Raw genomic sequence first — 19887 nt, 5'->3', positions numbered from 1 at the left:
GTTGCCTACCGGAGGAACAGGAAGGCGGCGACGCCGATGATCACGATCGCCGCGACCACCGCGATGATGGGCAGCAGGGGCGACTTCTTGGGCGTGGCCGACTCCTGCTCGCGCGCGTTCGCGAAGGCGCGGAAAGCCTGGGTGTTGCCCGCGGGGTCGATATGCTGGTCAGACATGGGCGCAAGCCTAGCGGCAACGGCTGCGCCGTTTGCGGCTTTTTGCGCGATTCATCGGGGTGGGTCCATGACGGGACCGCCCCCTCCGGCGGATAGCTTGTAAGCATGCTCAGGACCCTTCTCTCGCCCCGCCTCGTCGGGTTGCACCTGCTCACGATCGGGGTCCTGATCGCGTTCGTCTTCCTCGGGCGCTGGCAGCTCGGGGTCTTCGAGGAGTCGGGCCGGCCGCGCGCCGCCGCCGACCCCGCGCCGGTGCCCGCCGCCACACTCGCCCCGCTGGCCGCCCAGCTCACCGGCGACGTCGTCGGGCGCAGGGTGACGGCCGAGGGCTCCTACGACCCCGCCCGCCAGCTCCTCGTGGCCGACCGCCGCCCCGACGTGGACGCGCCGGGCGGCAAGGCCTCGCAGGACGACGGCTACTGGGTGCTCACGCCGCTCCGGCTCGACGACGGCACGCTGATGCCGGTCGTGCGGGGCTGGGTGGCGAGGAGCGACGACCCGGCGGCGGCCGACGTGCCGCAGGGCCGGGTGACGGTGACCGGCCGGCTGAGCCCGCAGCAGGGCACCGACAGCGTGCAGCGGCGCGCGACGATCCTGCCCGCCGGGCAGGTGCAGACGGTCTCCACGGGCGAGCTGGTCAACCTGTGGGCCGGTCAGAAGGTGCGGCCCGGCTTCGTGGTCGCGCAGCCGCCGTCCGGCTCGCTGACGCAGGTGGCGATCTCGCCGCCGGCGACCGAGGGTGCGCTGACCTGGCGTAATCTGGCTTATGCCGCTAACTGGTGGATCTTTGCAGGGTTCGCCGTTTTCATGTGGTTCCACTTCGTACGGGATGCCGTACGAAGTGATCGAGATCGTGGCAAATCCCCTGAGATGGCTCTGGAAGGTTAAAACGTGGAATCGGCTCTGAAGCCCTTCCGGGTGCTCGCCTACGTCGTCGGCTGCATGCTGCTCATCCTGTGCGCCGCCATGGTGCTGCGCTACGGCTTCGGCAACCCCACCCTGTCGAAGATCACCGCACCGATCCACGGCGGGCTCTACATGCTCTATCTGGTCGCGGTCATGAACCTCGGCATGAAGGCGCGCTGGTCGTGGCCCTACATGCTGGGCGTCATGCTCGGCGGCACCGTGCCCTTCCTGTCGTTCTTCATCGAACGCAAGGTGACCGAGCGCGTCCAGTCGGCCGCCGCGCCGGCCGCGGCGGAGGCCTGAGTCCCCTGCGGGACCGGCCCCCGCCGCCCGGAGCTCAGCGGCCGATCCCGCGCCGGCGCGCCCTCTTCAGCCGCTCGCGCTGCGAGGGGTCGAGCATCAGGTAGCCGACCACCGGACCGCCGACCACGAGCAGCACCACCGCCAGGGCGACCCACTTCGAGAAGAACAGCGAGACCAGGACGGCGATGCCCGCGCCGATGGCGTATTTCTGGATTGGCGACATCCTCTTCCTCCGAACGCGGAGCGCACGCCCCGCCTCTTCTCATATTCTGCGTCGCCGATCCAACGAGCGGGACGCCCTGGGGGTTCCCCTTCGCGATGTATCGCGAAAGGGTCAGTCTCTGTCGTACGCCGCGACCGACCAGGCCCCGGGACGCTCGCCGAGTTCGGCGGCCAGCCGGTCGGCCGCCTTCGGGCCGGACAGCTCGTGCTTTCCCTCGCACGCGTCCTTCGACGGGCACGCGCCGCGTCCGCGCGCGACGGGGGCGTCGGGGGGGAAGACCCACACCGTGACCTCGTGGTCGCGGCCGAGCCAGCCCGGCTCGTACGCCTTGTCCGCGAGCATGCTGAGCCCGCCGCCGGGGCCGCAGGTGCCGGCGGCGCTGCTCGTACCCTCATGGGTGAAGAAGATCGAGCCGGGCACCTGGCAGAAGATGACGAGCTTGACGTTCTCGCTCGTGGGGCGGAAGCGGAGGCGCGCCTTCGTCGCCGAGCGCGGCCCGGCCGTCGCCGCCAGGAGGTTCAGCCCCTTGTAGGCGCGGGGCGGCTCCTCGAAGGCGGGCGGGGGCGAGGGCGGGGACGCGGGGCCGGTGACGACGGTCAGGTTCGACACCGCCATGACGACGGCCGTGACGACCGCCGCGGTGGCGAGGGCGGCGCCCGCCGTCCAGCCCCAACCCCAGCGCGGGCGGGCCCGACGTGCCGCGCCGTGGCGGGTGGCCAGCCGCGCCCGCGCCCTGGCCACGGTCTCGGCCGAAGGCGGCGGCTCGTCCGGGATCGCCTGGGCGAGCAGGGTGATCTCATCCATCGTGGCTCCTCTCCAGCGGGTTGACGTCGCCCAGTGCCGAGCGCAGGTGCTTGCGCGCCCGGCTGAGCCGGGACGCGACGGTGCCGTACGGGATCTCCAGGGCGGTCGCGACCTCCTGGTGGGTGAAGCCGCCCAGCGCCACCAGCAGCACCACGTCCCGATCGCCCCTGTTCAGCCTGGCAAGCGCCCCCGCGAGCCTGCCGGTGAGCGCGCCGGCCGTGACCCGTGCGAGCGTCGTGTCCTCGTGGCTGTGCGCCTCGCGCTCCACCGTCCGGCTGAGCGCCCTCCATCGGCGGACCTCGCTGCGGTGATGCCGTGCGATGAGCTTGGTGGCGATGCCGTACAGCCAGGGTTTGACGTCGCCGCGCGACGGCTCGTATCCGCCTTGCGCGGCGACGAGGAAGACCTCGCCCGCCAGGTCGTCGGCGTCGTCCCTGGAGAGCCGCCTGGCGATGTAGCGGTGGATCTCCGAGAAGTACGTGTCGAAGATCTGGTCCAGGTCCAGCGCTGGATGGGTGGGTGCGTTCATGCGGGCGGCCTCGACGGCGTTCGTGCTGGGGTCACGCGTGGTTCTCCGTTCGGTTGCGCTGAAACGGTCACCACTGATTGCCCGAAGCCCCGGATCGCTTTCACCGGCCGATCGCGCTCAGCCCGGCGGCGACCTCCTCCAGGGACGGCCGCGCCGCGGGATCGGGCGACAGCAGCCGGAACAGCAGCGGGCCCAGCACGCCGGCCCGGGTCATGGGCGCACCGGGCGCGGGCGACCGGCCTTCCAGCGCGGCGTACAGCGTGGCCCCCAGCGACCACAGGTCGGCCGCCGGGCTGGGCCCGCCCTCCGGGGCCGCGTACGCGGGCGGCGTCCCCGACCGCACGGACGGCAGCAGCGTCGCCCGGCCGCGGTCGTCCACTAGAACGTTCCCGGGGTGCACCCCGCCGTGCGGCCCCTGCCCCTGGCGCAAGCGCTCGGCCACCGCCAGGCCGATCGCCGCCACCTCGGCGCGCGGCAGCGGCCCGAGCGCCTCGATGAGCCGGTCCAGCGGCCGGTCCACGGCCAGCCGCTCCAGCGTCTCGCGGATCACCTCCACCGGCGGCGGGCCCGACGGGTTCAGCATCGCCCTGACCAGCGACCTGAGCGGCTCGGGACCGGCCGCCGGTGACGCGCCGGGCGGTCGGCCCTCGACCGCGAAGTGCAGCGTCGCCCCCAGTGACCACAGGTCGGCCGACGGCCAGGTGCTCCTGGTCGGCAGCCCGAACCCGGTCAGCATCGCCCGCCCGCCCGCCGTCAGCAGCACGTGGCCCGGCTCGACGTTGCCGTGCACGTACGACGCCGCGTGCGCGGCCGTCAGCGCCGCCAGCACGCCCACCGCCGCCCTGGCCGCCTGCACCACGGGAAGAGGCCCGCGCGAATTCACCGCGGACTCCAGCGTCGTCCCCGCCACGGGCTCCATGACCAGCCACGGCGCGTCGTCCTGCGTCACCACGTCGAGCACCCGCACGATCGACGGATGCCGCAGCGCCGCCGCCGCGCGCGCCCGGTGCAGCGCCGCCGCGCGCAGCTCGGCCGGCAGGCGCAGCTCCCTGACCGTCACCTCACGGCGGCCGGACTCGTCGAAGGCCGGGCGCTCAGGGCCCGCCGCCGAAGGGTCGAGCAGGCGGTAACGACCGGCCGGCTTGCCGGGCCCTCCCATGTCCAGGTGCATGACGACCTCCACGTCCGCCCGGAACCATCCAGCCCCGCACCCTTCCGCTCGCGGCCGTCACGTCGCCCGGCCGGCCAGCCAGGACTCGTGCGCGCTGTACAGCCTGCGCCACAGCCGGTCCTTCTCCTCCGCGCTCACGTCGTCGAGCGGCAGGACGAAGACGTCGGCGAGGGCCGCGAAGTAGTCGCGCGCGGTGTCCAGGGTGAGCTCCTGACCGCTCGCGCCGCCGATCCTGGACGAGCCGATCCTGGACAGCGTGAGCCCGCGCAGCTGGTCCACGCCCGACCCGTCGCGCCGCGAAACCGAGCAGATCCGGACGAACCCGGACTCCGGCGACGTCGTCAGATGGTGGTGCTGTTTCTCGAACGCGGACATCTCCGCCGGAGCCGGACCGAAGTCCATCCCCAGGAACGAGCCACTCGGATCGTGGTCGAGCCGCCATCCGCCGGGCGCGATCTCCGACGGGCGCAGCCCGTACGTGAACGGCCCCTGCCGGTAGGCGCCCGCCACCAGCGGCAGCGGCTCGTGCAGGGCGTCGCCGAGCCCCACGTCAACCAGCCACTCGCCGCCCGGGTTCTCCGGCGAGGGCAGGCCGCGGGCCGTGAGCACCAGGTGGTTGGCGCCGACGTTCGGCTCGTCGCCACGCGACTGCACGCCGCCGACGTGCCGGGTCACGTCGTAACCGAGCGCCGCCAGGAGGGAGTGGAACGCGCCGTTCAGATGGAAGCAGTAGCCGCCCCGGCCGCGCACGATGCGCGCGACGGACTCGGCGGGGTCAACGGACGTGGAGCGGTCGAGCCAGATCTCCAGAGCCTCGTAGGCGACCTTCTCGACGTGCGCGGCGTGCAGGGCGCGCAGGTTGTCGGCGGTGGCGGGCGCGCCGAGCAGGTGGGGCAGGCCGATGCGGCCGAGGTAAGCGGCGATGGTCACCTGCCAAGTCTGCACTGTATGTGCACGCTTAAGGAGGTGTGGTCTGCACAGCCCGCTTCTACGCTTCCGTACGTGGCAGAGCAGCGACGCATTCTCGTGGTCGAGGACGACCGGACGATCGCCCTGGCCGTACGGAACCGCCTGGCCGCCGAGGGGTTCGACGTCCGGGTGGCGGGCGACGGGCAGGACGCCCTCGTCCAGTACGCGAGGGCCGAGCCCGACCTGGTGATCCTCGACCGGCTCCTGCCCGGCCTGGACGGGCTGGAGGTGTGCCGGCGCATGCAGGCCGCCCGGCCGGTGCCCGTGCTCATGCTGACCGCGCTCGGCGACGAGACCGACGTCCTGGTCGGGCTGGGCGTCGGGGCCGACGACTACCTCGCCAAGCCGTTCAGCATGCGCGAGCTCGTCGCGCGCATCCACGCGCTGCTGCGCCGGGTGGAGCGGGCCGCCCAGCTCGCCGCCGAGGACACCGTGATCAGGGTGGGCGAGGTCGAGATCGACACCGCCGCCCGCCGGGTGTTCGTGCGCGGCAGCGAGGCGCAGCTCACCCGTACCGAGTTCGACCTGCTGCGGCGGCTCGCCGAGCGGCCTGGACAGGTCTTCGAGCGCGACCGGCTGCTGTCGGACGTGTGGGGCTTCTCCGAGGCCGCCGCCACCAGGACGGTCGACAGCCACGTACGGGCGCTGCGCCGCAAGCTCGGCCCCGACGTCGTACGGACCGTGCACGGCGTCGGCTACGCCCTGGTACGGCGATGAGGCCGCTCGACTTCCTGGGCCGGATCAAGGTCAAGCTCGGCATCGTCATCGTGCTCGCCGTCGGCACCGCCTTCGTGGTCAACGAGGTCGGGATCAACTCGGGGCTGTCGCGTGAGGTGCGCATCGCGGTCGCCGTCGTGCTGGCGCTGATCATGGTGCAGCTCCTCGCCATGGGGATGACCAAGCCGCTGCGCCAGATGGCCCGCGCCGCCCAGACCATCGCCAAGGGCCACTACAAGCTGCGGGTCAGCGCCACCTCGCGGGATGAGGTGGGCGAGCTGGCCAGGGCGTTCAACGCCATGGCGGCCGACCTCGGCGAGGTGGACCGCCAGCGGCGCGAGCTGGTCGCCAACGTCAGCCACGAGCTGCGCACGCCCATCACCGGCCTGCGCGCCGTGCTGGAGAACGTCGTGGACGGCGTCTCCGCGCCCGACCCCGTCACCATGGCCACCGCGCTCGCCCAGACCGAACGGCTCGGCCGGCTCGTCGCGCAGCTCCTCGACCTGTCCAGGCTGGACAGCGGGGCGCGGCTCATCGAGGCCGAGGCCGTGACCCTCGCGCCGCTCGTCGACCAGGCCGTGCGGGAGGCCGGGCTGGCCAGGGAGGACGTCGCGATCCGCGCCGAGGTGCCGGCGGGCTTGGTCGTGCGGGCCGACCCCGACCTGCTCGCGCAGGTCCTCGCGAACCTCCTGGACAACGCCGTGCGGCACAGCCCGTCCGGCGGGGTGGTCACCGTCAGCGGGGCGGCGCACGGGGCCGGCGTACGGGTCGCCGTCGCCGACCACGGGCCCGGCATCCCGGAGGCGGAGCGGGGGCGGGTGTTCGAACGGTTCTCCCGCCTGGACTCCGGGCGGGCCGCCGACTCCGGCGGGGCCGGGCTCGGGCTGGCCATCGTGAAGGAGATCGTCGAGCTGCACGGGGGAGCGGTGCGGATCGACGAGGGGGCGGGGTGCCGCATGGTCGTCGAGTTACCAGGGAGGACGATGCCGGAGTCGGCTCAGGACGCTCCCGTGCGGGTGGACGGTCTTTCGCCGTCGACCGAGGCCGGGGGTGCGGTGGCCGCGGAAGGCGGGCGGGCGCCCCTTGCGGTGGAAGTCGGCGAACCCGTGCTGGAGCCCGCGGCCGAGGGCCGGATGCCCGTTGCGGCTGGGGTCGTGGCTCCCGGTCGGGGGGGGGGGGGGGGGGCGGGGGTGCCCGTGCCGACGCCGGGCTCGGGGCTCGTACGGGTGGTCGGCGGCGGGGTTGTCGGGATCATGGTCGGTTTCCTGCTCGGGATCTTCGCCGCCGTGTTCGTCAGCGTGGCCGTCTCGGACGGGCTGGCGCTCGTGACGCTCGTTCTGTGCACGGCGGGGGTGGGCGCGTTCGGCGCGGCCCTGGGCGCGGGCTCGGCCCGGCGGGCGGCGGCGTTGGCGTACCAGATGGCTCAGGTGGCGCGGCCGGTCCATCCGGCGCGACCGATGACATATGCGGGACAGGAAAGCGGGGCTGCGATGAGCACAGAGGGACAACCGACGGATCCCCCGGCGACACCCGGGGAACAAGCGACGCAAACCGGTCCCACTGCGACGCCGGCCACAGCTGCGACGCAGGGCGCAGCGGCGCAGGCGAGCGAAGCCGTGAGGCCTGGTTCAGCGGCGACGCCAGGCGCAGCCATGACGCCTGGTCCAATGGCGGCGACGGGCAGCGCGGCCGTGACGCCGGGCGCGGCGGTGACCGCAGGCACGTCCGCGGTGCCCGGCACTTCCCAGCCCACACCGCCCGCGCAGCCCGCGCATGCCGCGCAGCCCGCGCATGCTGCGGCTGCCACGACGCCGAGGCCCGGGGGTCAAGCTTCCGGGCAGCCGGTGGGGGTGTCCGAGGCTGTGGGGCCGGTGTTGTGGGGTGGGGTTCCGATGGGGGAGGTGCCGGGCGGGCCGCAGGGGCGGGGCGCGGGTCATGGGCCGCCGTCGTACGGGCCTCCGTCGTACGGGCCGCCCTCGCACGGGCCGGGTTACGGGCCGCCCTCGTACGTGCCGCCGCCGTTGTTTCCTCGGCCCGAGTTGCCGACGCCGCCGCGCTGGCTGTTGCCGGCGGCCGGCGGGGGCGGGGTGTTCGCGGCCGTGGCGTTGCCGGAGGCGCAGGTCGGGCTGGGGATCGTGCTCGTGTCGATGGTGCTCGGCGCGGCGGCGCTGCCGGCCGTGGCCAGGCGGATGACGCCGTGGTCGGTGGCGTTCGGGCTCACCGCGTACGGGCTGATCTCGATGGCGGCGGTGCGGGACGCCGACTGGCTGGTGGGGATCCTGCTCGTGGCGGGGGCCGGGCTTGGCGCGCTGGCGGTGTCGGGGGCCGGGGCCGGCTGGCTCGGGGTGCTGAGGGGCGGCCTGTCGGTGCTGCTGGCGCTGGGCCCGGTGCCGTGGTTCCTGGCCGGGCCGTTGAAGAAGCTCACGGCCCGGCGGCGGGTGCTGCCGACTGTGGCGGCGCTCGGGATCACGGCGGTGCTGCTGCTGGTGTTCGGGTTGCTGTTCGCCTCGGCGGACGCGGTGTTCGCCTCGTACGCCGAGCGCCTGGTGACCGCCCCCGCGTGGGCGGAGTCGATACCGGGGCGGATCGTGCTGTTCGTGCTGTTCGCCGTGCTGCTGGCGGCCGTGGTGCTGGTCGCGTTGCGGCCCGTGAACGACCCGGTGGGCCCGCAGCGGAAGTTCGCGGTGAGCAGGAGCGTGTGGCTGGTGCCGCTCACGGCGGTGAACCTGCTGTTCGCGTCGTTCGTGGCGGTGCAGATCACGGCGCTGTTCGGCGGCGACACGCTGGTGCTGCGGACGGCCGGGCTGACCTACGCCGAGTACGCCAGGCAGGGCTTCTTCCAGCTCGTCGTGGTCAGCGTGTTCGTGCTCGGCATCGTGGCGGCGGCGGCCGGGCTGCTGCGTACCGGGCGGCGGGAGCGCTGGGTGCTGGCCGGGCTGCTGGGCGTGCTCTGCGGCCTGACCATGGTGGTGCTGGCCTCGGCCCTGCACCGGATGAACCTCTACACCGACGCCTACGGCCTGTCCCGGCTGCGGCTGTCGGTGCAGGCCACGGTCTGGTGGCTGGGGGCGGTGTTCGCGCTGGTGCTGCTGGCCGGGGCGGCCCGCCTGGCGGGACGCGGCTCGGGCTGGCTGCCGCGGACGATCGTGCTGGTGACGGGGCTCGGACTGGGCGCGTTCGCGCTGGTCAACCCGGATCTGCGGGTCGCGGCCACGCAGGTCGAGGTGCGTGGCGTCGCCAACCTGGACTCCGACTACCTGGGCGATCTCGGCGCGGAGGCGGTGCCGGCGCTCGACCGGCTGCCGGAGCCGCAGCGGAGCTGCGTGCTGGCCGACGTGGTCTCGGCCAACGAGCTGGACCGGCCGGACCCCTGGAACGGCTGGAATCTGGCCCGCGCGCAGGCCCGCGACCTGCTGGCCGCACACCCTGTCTACAGGAGGGCGGATTGCGGCCAGCGCCGGTCGTACTCCTCTGATTGAATCTCGGGGTGAGCTTCGACGTGATCATCCGGGGCGGCAGGGTGCTCGACGGCACGGGAGCCCCGCCGTTCCGGGCCGACGTGGCGGTGAGCGGCGACCGCGTCGCGGCCGTGGGCCGGCTGGAGACCGCCGAGGCGGCGACGGTGATCGACGCGAGCGGCCGGTTCGTCGCGCCGGGGTTCGTCGACTGCCACGCGCACGGCGACGCGGCCGTCTTCGACCCGGCGGTGCAGCGGGCCGCGCTGCGGCAGGGGGTGACGACGTTCGTGCTCGGCCAGGACGGCCTGTCGTTCGCGCCCGGCTCGGCCGAGACGGTCGCCTACGCCTCCCGCTACTTCGCCGCCGTCAACGGCCCCCTGCACGAAAGCCGGCTGAGGGCGGGGGCGCCGGGTGAGGGCCCGCCGTATGAGGAGCCGCTGCGCGAGGGGCCGCTGAGCGTCGCGGAATTGCTGGGCTCCTACGACCGGGCGGTCGCGGTCAACACCGCCTACCTGCTGCCCCACGGCACGATCCGCTACGACGTCATGGGCCCCTCGTCCGCCCCGGCCTCCGCCGACGACCTGGCCGCGATGCTGAGGCGGGTCGAGCGCGGCCTGGCGGAGGGCGCGGCCGGGTTGTCCACCGGGCTGGAATACCTGCCGGGCCGCTACGCCGACGCCGAGGAGCTGGCCGCGCTGTGCCGGCCGCTCGGCGGCCTCCCTTACGTCACCCACATGCGCGCCTACGGACCCGGTGCCGGGGTCGGCATGGCCGAGGTCGTGGACATCGCCTCCCGGTCGGGCGCCGCCGTGCACGTCTCCCACCTGCACGGCCCGGCCGACGTGCTGCTGCCGCTGGTCGGCGACGCGCTCGCCCGCGACGTCGACCTGTCCTTCGACACCTACCCCTACCTGCGGGGCAACACGATCCTGGCGATGGTGGTCCTGCCGCCGTCCGTGCCCGCCGCCGAGACCGGCCGGGCGCTGGAGCTGATCGCCGCCGCCGACCTGGACGAGTGGTGGCCCGGGCTCGACGCCACCTGGCCCCGGCTGACCGTCTCGCACGCCCCCGGCATGGAGTGGACGGAGGGCCTGACCGTGGTGGCGGCGGCCGAGCGGGCGGGGGTGTCCCCGGCCGAGCTGTGCCGCCGCCTGCTCATCGAGACGCGGCTGGAGGCGGGCGTCGTGTCGGCCCGCCCGGACGAGGGGCCCGAGGGGGAGCAGTCCGTACGCCGCATGCTGCGCCACCCGTCCCACACCGGCGGCTCCGACGGCATCTACGTCGGCGGTCATCCGCATCCGCGCGGGTTCGGGGCCTTCGCCCGGTTCCTCGGCCGGCATGTCAGGGAGCTGGGCGACTGGACGTGGGAGCAGGCCGCCGTGCACCTCGCCGCGCATCCCGCCCGCCGCTTCGGGCTGAGCGACCGGGGGCTGGTGCGTACGGGGTTCGCCGCCGACCTGGTGGTGATCGATCCGGCCACCGTGGCCGACCGGGCCACGTACGCCGAGCCGCGCGAGCTCGCGACCGGCGTCGCCGACGTGCTCGTGTCGGGCGTCCCGGTGCTGGCCGGGGGCGAGCTGACCGGGGCACTCCCCGGCCGCGCGCTACGTCCCTGACCGCCGCCGATCATGATCACTGTAATAGGGTCGGACGCGGATGGAGGGGGTCCCGTGTCTGCAGTGCTCTTCGAGGGCGACTACGAGTTTCCGCTGATGGTGGTGCGCCGGGACGCGCTGGAGCACAACATCGCGACGATGGCGGCCTTCGCCCGCGACCACGGCATGGAGCTGGCGCCGCACGCCAAGACGCACCTGTCGAAGGAGATCGCGGAGCTGCAGCTCGCGGCGGGCGCGTGGGGGCTGACCGTGGCCGACACCCGCCAGGCCCGCGCGGTCCGGGCCTTCGGCGCCCGGCGGATCGTGGTGGCCAACCAGGTCGTGAGCGGGGCCGGGCTCGACTGGGCGGCGGCGGAGCTGGCGGCGGATCCCGGATTCGAGTTCCTGAGCTTCGCCGACTCCGTGGCAGGCGTCGACATCCTCGCCGAGCACGCCGGGGAACGGCCGTTCCGGGTGCTGGTGGAGCTGGGGCACGCGGGCGGCCGGGCCGGGTGCCGCACGCTGGAGGAGTTCCTGCGGGTGGCGGCGCACGCGGCGAAGACGCCAGGGGTCGAGGTCGCCGGGGTGGCCGGGTACGAGGGCGGCCTGCCGGACGCCCACCACGTACGGAAATATCTGGACACGCTGACCGAGGCCCTGGAGCACCTGCGCGTCCGCAACCCGATCCTCTCCGTCGGCGGCAGCCAGTGGTTCGATGTGATCGGGCGCGAGCTGGCCGCCGTCCAGGCCCGGATCCTGCTGCGCAGCGGCGCGTACGTCACCCACGACGAGGGCTACTACCGCGAGCGCACCCCGTTCACCCGCATCGGCGGCGAGCTGCGCCCGGCGCTGGAGGTGTGGGCGTACGTGCTGTCGGTGCCGGAGCCCGGCCTCGCGATCGTCGGCATGGGCAAGCGCGACGCCCCCTACGACGAGGGCCTGCCGATCCCGCACCGCGACGGCGTGACCGTGCTCAAGATGCAGGACCAGCACACGCTGCTGCGCGCCGACGGGCTCGTGCCCGGTGACCTGGTGTCCTTCGGCATCTCCCATCCCTGCACGGCTTTCGACAAGTGGCGGATGCTGCCCGTGGTGGACGAGGACTACCGTGTCGTAGGCACGCTCAGCACCGATTTCCACTGACTTTTTGGAGCGTTACGTGAAAAAGGAGCTTCGCACCAGCGAAGGCGCCGCCCCCATCGGCGCCTACTCGCAGGGCCTCGTGGTGGGCGACTTCGTCTTCACCTCGGGCATGGGGCCGCTCGACCCGCACACCGGTGAGCTCGTCGGCGACGACGTGGCCGCCCAGACCCATCAGGTCATGCGCAACCTCGGCGCGATCCTCGCCGCGCACGGGCTCGGCTTCGACGACGTGGTGAAGTCCACGGTCCACCTGCAGCACGTCGAGCGCGACTTCGCCGCCTACAACGAGGTCTACAAGTCGTACTTCAACGCTCCCTACCCCGTGCGCACCACGGTGGGTTCCCAGCTCCTGGGCATCCTGGTGGAGATCGACTTCGTCGCGCACAAGAGCGCGTAAAGTTCGCTCGTGGACAGTTCGGTATACGTCTTCGCCGAGGATCTGCGCGGTGAGGGCGTCGAGCGGGTGCTCGACAGGATCAGCGGGTACGGCGTCGCCGGCGTCACCGTCGGCGTCGCGCACCACGCCGCCCGCGACGTCACCCCGCACGGGCTGTCCAGGCTGACCGTACGCCACGACGCGGCGCACTTCACCCCGCCGGCCGAGCTGTTCGACGGCCGGCGGCTGTGGCCGGTGCCCGGTCACGCCGCCGTGCTCGACGGCCTGCGCGAGGCGTGCGCGAAGCGGTCCATGAAGCTGCACGGCTGGACGGTCTTCCTGCGCAACGCGACGCTCGGCACCGAGCATCCCGACGTCACCGTACGCGACTGCTTCGGCGACCGCGGCTCACCCGCCGACCTGTGCCCCGCCCACCCCGACGTGCGCGAATACGCCGTCGCGCTGGCCAGGGCCGTGGCGCGGCTCGGCGTCGAGAGCGTGGTGGCCGAGGCGCTGCACTTCCAGCCGCTCGCGGCCGAGCGGTCGTTCGTGCCGCTCGGGCCGATGGACGCCTACCTGTTCGGCCTCTGCTTCTGCGACTACTGCCTGCGCCGCGCCGCCGACCTGGGCGTGGACGCCGAGATGGCGCGCGAGGAGTGCGCGCGCATCGTGGGGCGGGTGCTCGACGGCGACCCGCCCGCGCAGGGCGAGGTGACCCGGGCGGCGCTCACCGCGTACGCGGGGCCCGATGTCGTGGCCTACGCCCGCGCCCGCTCGGAGACCGTCACGACGCTGGTCTCGGAGGTGGCGTCGGCGGTCGCCGAGGAAGGCTCCAAGCTGGTGTTCATCGACTCCACGGGCGCCGTCAAGGGCTACGCCGACGGTCTGCCCACGCCCGGCCTGGCCGCGCACGACGCCTGGCAGCTCGGCGTCGACCTGGTGGCGCTGGGCGATCTGGTGCCGGCGTTCGGCGTGCTGGCCTACGCCCGCGACGCGGCGCGGGTGGCCGACGACGTGGGCGCCTACCTGCGCTCGGTCGGCAAGGACCGCGAGGTGCGGGCGGTGCTGCGGCCCGGCCATCCCGACAGCGACTCGCTCGACCGGCTCGTGGCCAAGGCGCGGGCGGCCAAGGCGGCGGGGGCGCTCGCGGTCGACTTCTACGCGTACGGGCTGGCCCCGCATCCGGTGCTCGACCGCATCCCGGCCGCGCTCGCCGAAGCCCTCTAGGCCGGGGGAAAGCGGCCCCGCGCACCGGACCGTGCGGCCCTGACCAGCTTCGATATTCGCTTCCTTATCGCTGGGCCTCCCATACCACTATTGGACGTCTGTGATCACCTCTGGTCTGCTGGGCCTGCATCGACGTCCATCGGGGCCGGTCGCATCGAGTTCCGCAGCCCCTGAAAGCAGGTGTCCCACCCATGTCCTTCGGACAGTCCGTTCCGTCTCGCCGCGCGTTGCTGGCCGCGGCTGCCCTCCTGCCGCTGGCGGGCCGCCCGGCTGAGGCGTCGGCCGCCGCCCCGGAGAGCGCGCAGCGCTACTACGACCGCGCGGCCAGGCTGGCCGGCCACGACCCGGTCCTGCGGGCCCTGGTCAAAGCGCTCGGGCCGGACCTGACGATGCCGACCGCGAAGCCCCTCGCACCGATGCGGATCTTCGACGACGTCGCGGTGCTGGGCACCAGCTTCGTCCAGGCCACGGCGCTGCTCACCTCCCGGGGCGTCATCCTCATCGACGCGATGGGCTCGCCCGACGACGCCGAGAAGATCATCGTTCCGGGGCTGCGCGCCGTGGGCGCGGACCCCGCCCAGATCAAGTACGTGGTGGTCGCCCACGGGCACGACGATCACTTCGGCGGCGCGCAGCTCCTGGCGGACCGGTACGGCGCCCGCGTCCTGATGAGCCGGGCCGACTGGGACCTCGTCGCCGCCGAACGCCCCGCCAACGCGCCCAAGCGGGACCTGGTGATCGCCGACGGACAGAAACTCACCCTCGGGGACACCACGGTCACCTTCCACCACACTCCCGGGCACACGCCGGGCACCGTCTCGCCGATCTTCCCGGTGCGCTGGAAGGGGCGCCGGCACACCGCGATGTTGTGGGGCGGCACCAATCCGCCCGCCGCGATCGAGGGCAAGCGCGCGACCCTGTCCTCCGTCCTCGACTTCGCGGCCACGATGCGGCGGGCGGGGGTGGAGGTCGAGCTGAACAACCACGGCGGGGCCGACCACGGCCTGGCGCGCATCGAGGAGCTGCGCGCCGACCCGACGAGGACGGCGAACCCGTTCATCATCGGCCGTGCCAGGGCGCAGCGCTTCATGAAGGTCATGGAGGTCATGCTGCGCGGCCGCATCGCCCAGGATCAGGAGGCGGCCGGCGGCCAGGCTCCGCGCAGGAGCTAGACGCCGTCGAGCAGGGCCGAGACGACCTTGGCGGCGAAGTCGTCCGGCGCGCGCAGCCCGCGCAGGACCACCCGCGCCCACACCGCCCCCGCCAGCAGGTCGATCACCAGCATCGGATCGGCCGAGGCGGCCAGTTCGCCGCGCCGCGCGGCCCGTTCGAAGATCTCCCGCTCCTTCGCGAGGCGGTCGGCGAAGAAGTGGCGGGCGTCCAGCTCCGGGTGGCGGACGGCGGCGGCGAGCGCGGCCAGCGCGATGTCCGCGGCCGGCGGCTCGGTGAGCAGCCGGATCACGCCCTCCACCAGCGCCACGAGGTCGCCGCGCAGGCTGCCCGTGTCGACCGGCTCGAACCCCAGCACGTCGGACTCCACCAGCGCCGCCCCGAGCAGCGCGGCCTTGGACGGCCACCACCGGTAGATCGTCGTCTTGTTGACGCCCGACCGCTCGGCGACGCCCTCGACGGTAAGCCCGTCGTAGCCCTTCTCGGCGACCAGCCGCAACGTCGCGTCGAAGATCTCCTGCTGTTTCCTCGGGGCCATGCGCCTCATTTTCTCCCGGCGAACGCCGTGGCCACGCCGAGACCCAGGTAGACCACGCCGCTGAGGCGACGCAGGGTCCTCGCCCGGCTCCGCAGCCGGCCGCCGAGCGCGCCGGCGGTCCAGGCGTACACGAGGTCCGACAGCAGGCCGAGCAGCAGCAGCGTCAGGCCGAACAGCACGATCTGCAGCGCGGGCGAGCCCGCCTCGGGACGGACGAACTGCGGCAGGAACGCCAGGAAGAACAGCGCCACCTTGGGGTTGAGCACGTTGACCAGCATCCCTTCCAGGAACACCTTGCGCAGCGGCTGCGGGGGCGGCGTGGCGCCCTCCTCCTGCCCGCCGCCGGTGAACGCGCGGAAGGCCAGGTAGCCGAGGTAGGCCACGCCCGCCCACTTCACGACCGCGAACAGCGTCGCCGACCGCGAGATCAGGTACGACAGCCCCGCCGCGGCGGCGGCGATGTGCACCAGCGTGCCGGCCTCCACGCCGAGGGCGCTGGCCAGCGCCGCCGTCCGGCCCTGGGCCAGGCCGCGGGCGGTGATGTAGAGGTGGTTCGGGCCGGGGATCAGCACGAGGGCGAGCGCGGCGGTGACGAAGAAGGCGTACGCCGTGAGGGAGATCACGGCTCCGAAGCATAGGTCGGCTTTGGTCCTGACGTCCGGGCCAATGGGAAGCCGATTTTCCGGACCAAATAAGGTGTCGGCCCGGCGTGGCATAGTTGTGGCGTGAACGGACTTCTCGTCGGGCGCTCGGTTGAGCTGGACAGACTCGTGCGGGTGCTGGAGTCCGCCACAGAAGGCACGGCCGGCGTCGCGCTCGTCGGCGGCGACGCGGGGATCGGCAAGACCCGGCTGGTCGGCGAGCTGGTGACGCGGGCCCGCGAGCGGGGCTTCCACGTGCTCGTCGGCCAGTGCGCCGAGCTCGGCGACGCGCTGCCCTACCTGCCGCTGGCCGACGCGCTGCGCGGCGCCGAGCCCGCGGTGCGGGAGTCCGCCGCCGCCCACCCCCTGCTGGGCCAGCTCCTGCCCGGCACCGAGAGCGCGCCCTCCGCCGGGCTCACCCAGCAGCGGCTGTTCGGCTCGCTGCTCGGGCTGCTGGCCGACGTACAGCCGGTGCTGTTCGTGATCGAGGACCTGCACTGGGCCGACCGCTCCACCCGCGACCTGCTGGTCTTCCTCAGCCGCATGCTCCAGGCCGAGCAGGTCTGCGTCATGGGCACCTACCGCACCGACGATCTGCACCGCCGCCATCCGCTGCGGTCGGTGCTGGCCGAGCTCAAGCGGCTGCCCACGGTGACGGGCGTGGAGCTGGGGCCGCTCAGCTCGGGCGATTTGTCAGACTATGTCGCCACGATGGGCCGGGTGGGCGCCCAGGAGCTGGGCGAGATCGTCGCGCGGGCCGACGGCAACCCGTTCTACGCCGAGGAGCTGTTCGCGGCGCTCGCGGAGGGCGACAACCTGCCCGACGGGCTGGCCAGCCTGCTGATGTCCCGCGTCGAGGTGCTGTCCGAGGAGAGCCAGCGGGTGCTGCGGGCCGCCGCCGTGGCCGGCCGCCGGGTGGAGGACGAGCTGCTGCGCGAGGTGTCCGGGCTGCCGCTGGCCGAGTTCGAGGAGGCGGTCAGGGAGATCGTCTCGCGCGGGCTGCTCCGGGTCGACGGCTTCGGCTACACCTTCCGCCACGCGCTGCTGCAGGAGGCCGTCTACACCGACCTGCTGCCCGGCGAGCGCACCCGGCTGCACGCCGCCTTCGCCCGCCTGCTCACCGCGCCCGCCGAGCTGGCCCACCACTACCTCGCCGGCCACGACCTCGCGGGCGCGCTCAAGGCGTCCGCCGAGGCGGGCCGGCTCGCCGAACGGCTGGGCGCGCCCGCCGAGGCCCACAGCCACTACGACCGGGCGCTCAGCCTGTGGGACCAGGTCGAGGACGCCGCCGGGCTGACCGGCGAGAGCCGCGCCGCGCTGGCCTTCCGCAGCGCGATCATGGCCGCCGACAGCGGCGACAACCACCGCGCCGTGGTCCAGCTGCGCGCGCTGCCGCCTACGTCCGAGGTGAGCGAGCGCCTGGCCTACTACCTGTGGGAGACCGACGACCCGGCCGGCGCCATCGCCGCCGCCGAGCGCGCCGTCGCGAGCGCCGACAACGACGCCGACCTCGCCCGCGCCCTCGCCACCCACGCCCGCACCCTGTTCTGGAGCCCGCGGCTCAAGGAGGTCGAGGCCCTCGCCACCCGCGCGCTCGACACCGCCCGCGCCGCCGGGGCCGCCGACGCCGAGGTCGGCGCGCTGCTCACGCTGGCCACCTACCGCGAATACCACGGCGACATCGCCCGCGCCCACGAGCTGATCGAGACCGCCTCCGGCCTCACCACCTGCGACCTCGCGATGGACCTGCGCGCCCGCTTCCACCACGCGCGCATCCACTACGAGCAGGGCCGGCTCGACGACGCCGCCGAGGTCGCCGACGACGGCATCAGGATGGCGCTCGACACCGGGCTCAAGTGGAGCACCTACGGCACCGACCTGCGCTTCCTGCGCTTCCTCATCCACTACGTGGCCGGCGAGTGGGACCAGGCCGAGGCGGTCGCGGCCACCTTCCCCGTGCGGGTGGGCACCCAGCCGGAGGCCACGCTGTCGTCGTTCTCGCTCTTCGTCGAGGTCGGGCGGGGGCTGCCCGGCGTGGAGAGCAGGCTGAGCTGGCTGCGGCCCTTCTGGTCCGACGACCTGGTCGCCTACATGTCCCGGGGGCTCGCCGCCGACCACGCGCTCTGGCAGGGCGACCCAGTGGCGGCCCTGGAGCACGTACGCGCTGCGCTGGCGCCGCTCACTCCCGGCGAGGCGGGGGCGATCCGGCTGTCCGCGCTCGGGCTCGCCGCCATGACCGAGCTCGGCGACTTCGACCGGGCCGAGGCCGACGACCTGCTCGAACGGGCCCGCTTCGCGGTCGAGCACGGCCCCGCGGGGCAGCCCGGGCATCTCGGGCCCGAGGGGCTGGCCTGGGGGCTGCGGGCCGAGGCCGAGTGGCACCGCGCCCACGGGCGGCACGACGTCGAGCTGTGGCGCCGGGTCGTCGCGGCCTTCGACTTCGGCTTCGTGTACGAGGTGGCCCGCTCCCGCTGGCGGCTGGCCGAGGCCCTGCTCGTCCACGGCGAGCGCGAGGCGGCGCAGGCGGAGTGGGAGCTGGCGAGGGAGACGGCGGGCAAGCTGCGGGCGACGCCGCTGGAGAACGCCCTCACCGAGTTCGGCCGCCGGGCCCGCTTCGGCGGCGGGGGCGGTCCGGCTGGCCCGGGCTCGCTGACCGCGCGCGAGCTGGAGGTGCTGCGCCTGGTCGCCGAGGGGCTGACCAACCGGGAGATCGCCGAGCGGCTGTTCATCGCGCAGAAGACGGTGAGCGTACACGTGTCGAACATCCTGGCCAAGCTGGAGGCCGCCACCCGCACCCAGGCCGCGGCGTCCGCCCGCCGGGCCGGGCTGCTGTAGCCCGTCCCGTCAGCTCGTCAGGGCCTCGCCGCGCATGACGAAGTAGTTCGCGTGGTCGGTCTGCAGGTACGCCTGGAACTTCGACGCCTTGGCCTTGGCCGCCGAGCTGTCCGCGGTGACGATCGTGACCAGCACGTACTTCAGGGCCGAGCCGGACAGGATCTTGCCGTACGTGTACTTCTTGTGGGTCTTGTCCGTACGCCATTTCACGGCGTCGGAGGTGAGCTTCTGCAGGCGGTTGGAGGCGCTCTTGGCGTCGGCCGTGGACGGGAAGGCCATGATGAGCTGCACCGCCTTGAGGTGGCCGCCGTACGCGGAGTAGGCGAGCTGGACGGCGCTCTGGCAGTCGTACTTGGCCAGCACGCCCTCGCCGTCCACGGCGTCGCACGTGTCGTAGGTCCAGCCGGCGACCTTCTGGGCGGCGAACTTGACGCTGCCGAGCTGGAAGTTCCAGTCCTTGAACTCGTCGTGCCGGAGCGGGGACTCGGCCGAGGAGGGCGGGGCGGTCGTGGATGAGGGGCTGGGGTCCGGGTCGGACGTGGGGGCGTCGGACGGGGCCGCCGACTGCTGCGGCTCCGACGGGGCGTGGGTCGGGGCGGTGGTGGTGAGGGCGGTCGTGGTGGCCGGGTCCGCGCGGTTGAGGTAGGCGATCACGCCGACGGTGCCGCCGCCGAGGAGGAGCACGCCCAGGACGACGCAGAGGGTGATGATCAGGCCGGTGTTGCGGCGCTTGGGCGGAGGGCCGTACGGGGGGTACGGCCCGTACGGGTTGCCGCCCGGGGCGGGCGGCTGGCCGTACCCCATCGGGGCGGCCTGCGCCCCCGAAACCCCCTGCGGCTGCGGGTGCCCCTGCTGCTGCCCGGGGCCGTAACCCTGCCCGGGCCCGTAACCCTGTCCGGGCCCGTAACCCTGTCCCTGCGGGTGGCCCTGTCCGGGAGGGAAGCCCTGAGCGGGCGGGTAGCCCTGTCCTTGAGCCGGGTCGTGGCCCGGTCCTGGGGCGGGAACCCCCTGGCCCGGAGGGAAACCCGGGGCAGGCGGGAAGCCCTGTCCCTGCGCCGGGTCGTGTCCCGGTCCCGGGACGGCTGCTCCCTGGCTCTGGCCGGGGG

Annotated in this window: 18 protein-coding genes and 1 pseudogene; 10 read left to right on the top strand and 9 right to left on the bottom strand. The window is 73.7% G+C overall.

All coding sequences use genetic code 11. From position 1 onward, the window contains the following. Positions 1-5: 5 nt before the first annotated feature. Positions 6-176, bottom strand: a complete 171-nt coding sequence (locus ACBR40_RS44970; RefSeq protein ID WP_371252679.1) for a hypothetical protein — start codon at positions 174-176, stop codon at positions 6-8. A gap of 105 nt (positions 177-281) precedes the next feature. On the opposite strand from ACBR40_RS44970, the gene ACBR40_RS44965 reads away from it, so the two are divergent. Next, a complete protein-coding gene (locus ACBR40_RS44965; protein WP_371252678.1) occupies positions 282-1064 on the top strand; it encodes an SURF1 family protein in 783 nt (260 codons plus the stop codon). A 3-nt stretch (positions 1065-1067) separates the two neighbouring features. Then, a complete protein-coding gene (locus ACBR40_RS44960) occupies positions 1068-1385 on the top strand; it encodes a DUF3817 domain-containing protein (protein WP_344209970.1) in 318 nt (105 codons plus the stop codon). A 34-nt stretch (positions 1386-1419) separates the two neighbouring features. Here ACBR40_RS44960 and ACBR40_RS44955 read toward each other — a convergent pair whose 3' ends face one another. The 5 genes from ACBR40_RS44955 to ACBR40_RS44935 form a co-directional block, all read right to left on the bottom strand. Further along, positions 1420-1608, bottom strand: a complete 189-nt coding sequence (locus ACBR40_RS44955; protein ID WP_344209968.1) for a hypothetical protein — start codon at positions 1606-1608, stop codon at positions 1420-1422. Between the two features lie 111 nt (positions 1609-1719). Continuing rightward, the gene (locus ACBR40_RS44950) at positions 1720-2412 is read right to left on the bottom strand and encodes a hypothetical protein (protein WP_371252677.1); all 693 of its coding nucleotides are present in this window, start codon (positions 2410-2412) and stop codon (positions 1720-1722) included. Continuing rightward, positions 2405-2941 (bottom strand): RNA polymerase sigma factor, encoded by a 537-nt coding sequence (locus tag ACBR40_RS44945; protein ID WP_371252676.1) that lies wholly within the window; start codon positions 2939-2941, stop codon positions 2405-2407. The genes ACBR40_RS44950 and ACBR40_RS44945 overlap by 8 nt, the downstream gene beginning before the upstream one ends. Before the next feature lie 100 nt (positions 2942-3041). After that, the gene (locus tag ACBR40_RS44940) at positions 3042-4112 is read right to left on the bottom strand and encodes a protein kinase (RefSeq protein ID WP_371252675.1); all 1071 of its coding nucleotides are present in this window, start codon (positions 4110-4112) and stop codon (positions 3042-3044) included. Between the two features lie 57 nt (positions 4113-4169). Next, positions 4170-5042: an arylamine N-acetyltransferase gene (locus ACBR40_RS44935; protein WP_371252674.1), complete on the bottom strand. Its 873-nt coding sequence runs from the start codon at positions 5040-5042 to the stop codon at positions 4170-4172. Positions 5043-5114: 72 nt separating this feature from the next. Here ACBR40_RS44935 and ACBR40_RS44930 point away from each other — a divergent pair, with 72 nt between their 5' ends. The 7 genes from ACBR40_RS44930 to ACBR40_RS44900 all read left to right on the top strand — a co-directional run bounded on the left by ACBR40_RS44930 (position 5115) and on the right by ACBR40_RS44900 (position 14769). Further along, on the top strand, positions 5115-5798 hold the full coding sequence (locus ACBR40_RS44930) for a response regulator transcription factor (protein ID WP_329584468.1): 684 nt from the start codon (positions 5115-5117) through the stop codon (positions 5796-5798). Continuing rightward, positions 5795-9277: a DUF4153 domain-containing protein gene (locus tag ACBR40_RS44925; protein WP_371252673.1), complete on the top strand. Its 3483-nt coding sequence runs from the start codon at positions 5795-5797 to the stop codon at positions 9275-9277. The genes ACBR40_RS44930 and ACBR40_RS44925 overlap by 4 nt, the downstream gene beginning before the upstream one ends. An 8-nt stretch (positions 9278-9285) precedes the next feature. Continuing rightward, on the top strand, positions 9286-10872 hold the full coding sequence (locus ACBR40_RS44920) for an amidohydrolase family protein (protein WP_371252672.1): 1587 nt from the start codon (positions 9286-9288) through the stop codon (positions 10870-10872). A 54-nt stretch (positions 10873-10926) separates the two neighbouring features. Continuing rightward, entirely contained in the window at positions 10927-11994 is a 1068-nt protein-coding gene (locus ACBR40_RS44915) for an alanine racemase (RefSeq protein ID WP_371252671.1), read from the top strand. Positions 11995-12010: 16 nt separating this feature from the next. Continuing rightward, a complete protein-coding gene (locus tag ACBR40_RS44910) occupies positions 12011-12391 on the top strand; it encodes a RidA family protein (protein ID WP_091080659.1) in 381 nt (126 codons plus the stop codon). Positions 12392-12400: 9 nt separating this feature from the next. Beyond that, complete coding sequence (locus tag ACBR40_RS44905) at positions 12401-13597, top strand: hypothetical protein (protein WP_344209947.1); 1197 nt, start codon at positions 12401-12403, stop codon at positions 13595-13597. 191 nt (positions 13598-13788) lie between these two features. Continuing rightward, positions 13789-14769 carry an MBL fold metallo-hydrolase gene (locus ACBR40_RS44900; RefSeq protein ID WP_371252670.1) on the top strand — a complete coding sequence of 327 codons (981 nt, stop codon included), beginning with the start codon at positions 13789-13791 and terminating at the stop codon, positions 14767-14769. Here the strand turns inward: ACBR40_RS44900 and ACBR40_RS44895 are convergent. Then, the gene (locus ACBR40_RS44895) at positions 14766-15305 is read right to left on the bottom strand and encodes a TetR/AcrR family transcriptional regulator (protein WP_344209943.1); all 540 of its coding nucleotides are present in this window, start codon (positions 15303-15305) and stop codon (positions 14766-14768) included. The genes ACBR40_RS44900 and ACBR40_RS44895 overlap by 4 nt on opposite strands. Before the next feature lie 5 nt (positions 15306-15310). Then, positions 15311-15928 carry a LysE family translocator gene (locus ACBR40_RS44890; RefSeq protein ID WP_344209941.1) on the bottom strand — a complete coding sequence of 206 codons (618 nt, stop codon included), beginning with the start codon at positions 15926-15928 and terminating at the stop codon, positions 15311-15313. A 102-nt stretch (positions 15929-16030) separates the two neighbouring features. Between ACBR40_RS44890 and ACBR40_RS44885 the strand changes: the two genes are divergently transcribed. Beyond that, a complete protein-coding gene (locus ACBR40_RS44885) occupies positions 16031-18781 on the top strand; it encodes an AAA family ATPase (RefSeq protein ID WP_371252669.1) in 2751 nt (916 codons plus the stop codon). 9 nt (positions 18782-18790) lie between these two features. Here the strand turns inward: ACBR40_RS44885 and ACBR40_RS44880 are convergent. Next, positions 18791-19887: pseudogene (locus tag ACBR40_RS44880) on the bottom strand (hypothetical protein); the annotation flags it as partial.

It is taken from the genome of Nonomuraea sp. AD125B, assembly GCF_041402765.1.
GTDB lineage: Bacteria > Actinomycetota > Actinomycetes > Streptosporangiales > Streptosporangiaceae > Nonomuraea > Nonomuraea bangladeshensis.
The sequence above is the reverse complement of the archived record's forward strand: the minus strand, read 5'-3'. Positions and strand labels throughout refer to the sequence as shown.

Coding starts and splice junctions, on each gene's coding strand:
- ACBR40_RS44940 (WP_371252675.1), bottom strand. CDS start 4,112: ATGCACCTGGACATGGGAGGGCCCGGCAAGCCGGCCGGTCGTTACCGC.
- ACBR40_RS44965 (WP_371252678.1), top strand. CDS start 282: ATGCTCAGGACCCTTCTCTCGCCCCGCCTCGTCGGGTTGCACCTGCTC.
- ACBR40_RS44950 (WP_371252677.1), bottom strand. CDS start 2,412: ATGGATGAGATCACCCTGCTCGCCCAGGCGATCCCGGACGAGCCGCCG.
- ACBR40_RS44955 (WP_344209968.1), bottom strand. CDS start 1,608: ATGTCGCCAATCCAGAAATACGCCATCGGCGCGGGCATCGCCGTCCTG.
- ACBR40_RS44970 (WP_371252679.1), bottom strand. CDS start 176: ATGTCTGACCAGCATATCGACCCCGCGGGCAACACCCAGGCTTTCCGC.
- ACBR40_RS44925 (WP_371252673.1), top strand. CDS start 5,795: ATGAGGCCGCTCGACTTCCTGGGCCGGATCAAGGTCAAGCTCGGCATC.
- ACBR40_RS44895 (WP_344209943.1), bottom strand. CDS start 15,305: ATGGCCCCGAGGAAACAGCAGGAGATCTTCGACGCGACGTTGCGGCTG.
- ACBR40_RS44900 (WP_371252670.1), top strand. CDS start 13,789: ATGTCCTTCGGACAGTCCGTTCCGTCTCGCCGCGCGTTGCTGGCCGCG.
- ACBR40_RS44945 (WP_371252676.1), bottom strand. CDS start 2,941: ATGAACGCACCCACCCATCCAGCGCTGGACCTGGACCAGATCTTCGAC.